The sequence below is a fragment of the Candidatus Phytoplasma phoenicium genome, from assembly GCF_001189415.1.
GTDB lineage: Bacteria > Bacillota_I > Bacilli_A > Acholeplasmatales > Acholeplasmataceae > Phytoplasma > Phytoplasma phoenicium.
This window is the reverse complement of record NZ_JPSQ01000020.1, coordinates 1-2,743: the sequence shown is the minus strand read 5'-3', so window position 1 is coordinate 2,743 and position 2,743 is coordinate 1. Positions and strand designations below refer to the sequence as shown.

2 protein-coding genes are annotated in these 2,743 nt (G+C 24.9%); both read right to left on the bottom strand.

Translation table 11 applies throughout. The annotated features are described in order from the left end of the window. Positions 1 to 141: 141 nt before the first annotated feature. Positions 142 to 2,478: a replication restart helicase PriA gene (gene priA, locus AlmWB_RS00685; protein ID WP_050337128.1), complete on the bottom strand. Its 2,337-nt coding sequence runs from the start codon at positions 2,476 to 2,478 to the stop codon at positions 142 to 144. A 96-nt stretch (positions 2,479 to 2,574) separates the two neighbouring features. Further along, positions 2,575 to 2,739 carry a ribosome-binding factor A gene (locus AlmWB_RS01925; RefSeq protein ID WP_083993341.1) on the bottom strand — a complete coding sequence of 55 codons (165 nt, stop codon included), beginning with the start codon at positions 2,737 to 2,739 and terminating at the stop codon, positions 2,575 to 2,577. Positions 2,740 to 2,743: the final 4 nt, after the last annotated feature.

Below are 2,743 nucleotides of genomic sequence, written 5' to 3'. Positions count from 1 at the left end.
TTTTAGATGTTAACAAAAATAAAATTAAAAACAAGTTTTCTTAGGTTTTAAAGAAACATTTAAACTTTTTTTATAACAGTCCAAAAAATTTTGTTCTTTTTTTGTTTCTTTCCAAGTGTACTTAAAAATGATTATTTTAATTTATATAATATGAGCAAAACGATCAAATATAAGAAAAGCTTCTTTTTGTAAATTTTTTTCTATAATAAATTGAAAATGAAGTGGCCAAGTTTGATATTTTAAAACCAATAACAAACGATATAAATTCTTTTTTTTCTTGATTTTAGGAAAAGTAGGGCCTAAAACTTTTATGGGTTGTTGGTCATGATATTGCAAATGTACTTTTAAATTGAGAGCAATTTGCAACAATTGATAAAAATTTTTATGAGAAATTAAAATTTTACTAATAAACCAAAAAGGAGGATTTTGAGATAATTTTCTTTCTTGAAGTGCTTTTTGATAAAAAGTTTTGAAATCATCATATGCCAATGTTTGAAAAATATAATGTTGCGATTGATAACTTTGGATAAAAACAGGTTGAGTAAAATTATTATATTTAGTGATTTTTGTAAGTAATTGAAAAGTTTTTTCGGAAGATTTCATAGTAGGAGCATTTAATAAAAGATCAGCCATTAAAATCCCCACTAAATGAAAATCAGGAATAGCTAAATTTTTTACTATCATTTCAGTGCCTAATAAAATATCAATATTTTTTTTTTGCAAAAGTGTGATAATTTTTTCGTATTTTTTATGACTTGATAGCATATCAGAATCTAAGCGTAAAATTTTGACCAAAGGTAATTTTTCTTTTAAAAATTTTTCTATGTATTCAATCCCAAAACTCACTGATTTGAGAGTAGCTTGTTGACAACGAGGACAGTTAGCTGAAAAACTTTCTTGACGATGACAAAAACAACATTTTAAGATGTTTTTATGTAAAAACCAAGTCATTTTTTGTTTACATTGAACGCATTTAGCAATATAACTACATACACGACATAAAAGAAAAGAAGAAAAACCTTTAGCATTGATCAATAAAAGTGTTTTTTGTTGTTTATGAATAGTTTTTATTAAATTTTGAAATAAAATATGAGAAAAAGGCTCTAAATTACCTTTTTTTAATTCTTCTTTCATATCAATTAAGTGAAACTTCGTTTTTTTAGATTTGACAGGAAAACGTAACAATTGATATTTTTTTTGTTGTATTTGATAAACGCTTTCTAAAGAAGGTGTCATGCTGGTTAAAATTAAAGGGATATGATGATAAATAGCTCTCGTTTGCGCTAACTCTCTCACATCATAAAACGGTATTTTTTCTTTTTCAATGAAAGAGTCATCATGTTCTGCATCTATTATAAGGGCTCCTAAACGCTCCAAAGGAACGAAAATAGCGCTACGATTCCCTATTACCACATGCACTTGTTGAGAACTAATTTGTTGGCGTTGTTCCCAATCATTTTCATTATTTAATTGATGGTGTAACACAGCTATTTTAATAGTAGGAAGTTTGGTTTGTAAAATATCGAATAAAGGTTGAATTAAAATAATTTCTGGTAATAAGATTAAAATTTGTTTTTGTTGTTGGATTTTGTCCACAATACACTTCAAATAAATTGCTATTTTATCATGTTCTTCTTCATAAACTAATAAATATGTTTGATAACAGTGACTATTAATCTTATGCCAAATATCTGATTGTGAAGTAGTTAAAGGAATTTCTGGCAACGATACTACAATAGAGGAAGCAATTTGGGGTGATGGTTTCCTAATGTTTTGTTTATTTTTACTTATAATTTTTTTTTGTAATAATTGATTAATAATATGAGTAGAAGCAAATTTAAACATTTCTTTTTGGGTCTTTACAACAATTGCTTGTTCTTGAAAGTGTTGTAAACAATTTTTTTGTTTGGTGGTAAGCGTGGTTTTTGGTAAATTTTCTAATTTCAGAGTATATACCCAATTTTGTTTTGATTGATATTTTTCTTTTAAGACAATAATGATTTCTAAAATTTGTTGTTTAATTAATTGTTGAAACAAAACATTATTGAACAAAGAATCTTTAAAAGCTAAATAATATTTTTTTTTTTTCAGATAAGTTTTAATTTCGGAAGGAACCAAATTTTCTTGTTTTATAATCACTTTTTTTTTATAAGAAAAGGAAAAAATAGAAGGAATGATCGTTCGATAAACTATTGTTTTAGTCACAAAAGGTGTTTCTAACATTTTATCAGCTATAAGAAAAAGTTCTTCATTAATAAAAAACGTTTGATCTACAATATCTACTATTTGCTTGGTAGCCCAAACACTTTGTGTTTTTATTTTTAAAACATAGCCTAAACGATAATGCTCTTTAATACCAAAAGGAACGATCACACCCATTCCTTTTTTTAAACGAGAGATTAAATTAGCTGGTATTTTATAATCAAAACATTGATTGACATAAGAGGTTTTAATGTCAACTATAATTTCTGCAAACATTTTTATCCTTTTTTCATTCTTTAATTTTGAGTAAAAATATTTTTATACTAAAATAAAAAAAATATAAAAGATAAATATGAAAAAGACTCTTATCTTTTATATTTGATTCAAAAGTTTTTCAATTTTTTTTCCATAAGTTAAAGAATTATCATATTTAAAAATAAGATTAGGAATTTTTTTCATGTTACGAATTTGTTCTGCTAACTTTTTACGAATTTCAGCTTTATTTTTTTCAAGAAGTTTTTCTAATAAAAATAAAATTTCT

What these genes read in the sequence shown, in the direction of transcription:
- priA (WP_050337128.1), bottom strand. Translation starts at nt 2,478, where the DNA reads ATGTTTGCAGAAATTATAGTTGACATTAAAACCTCTTATGTCAATCAA.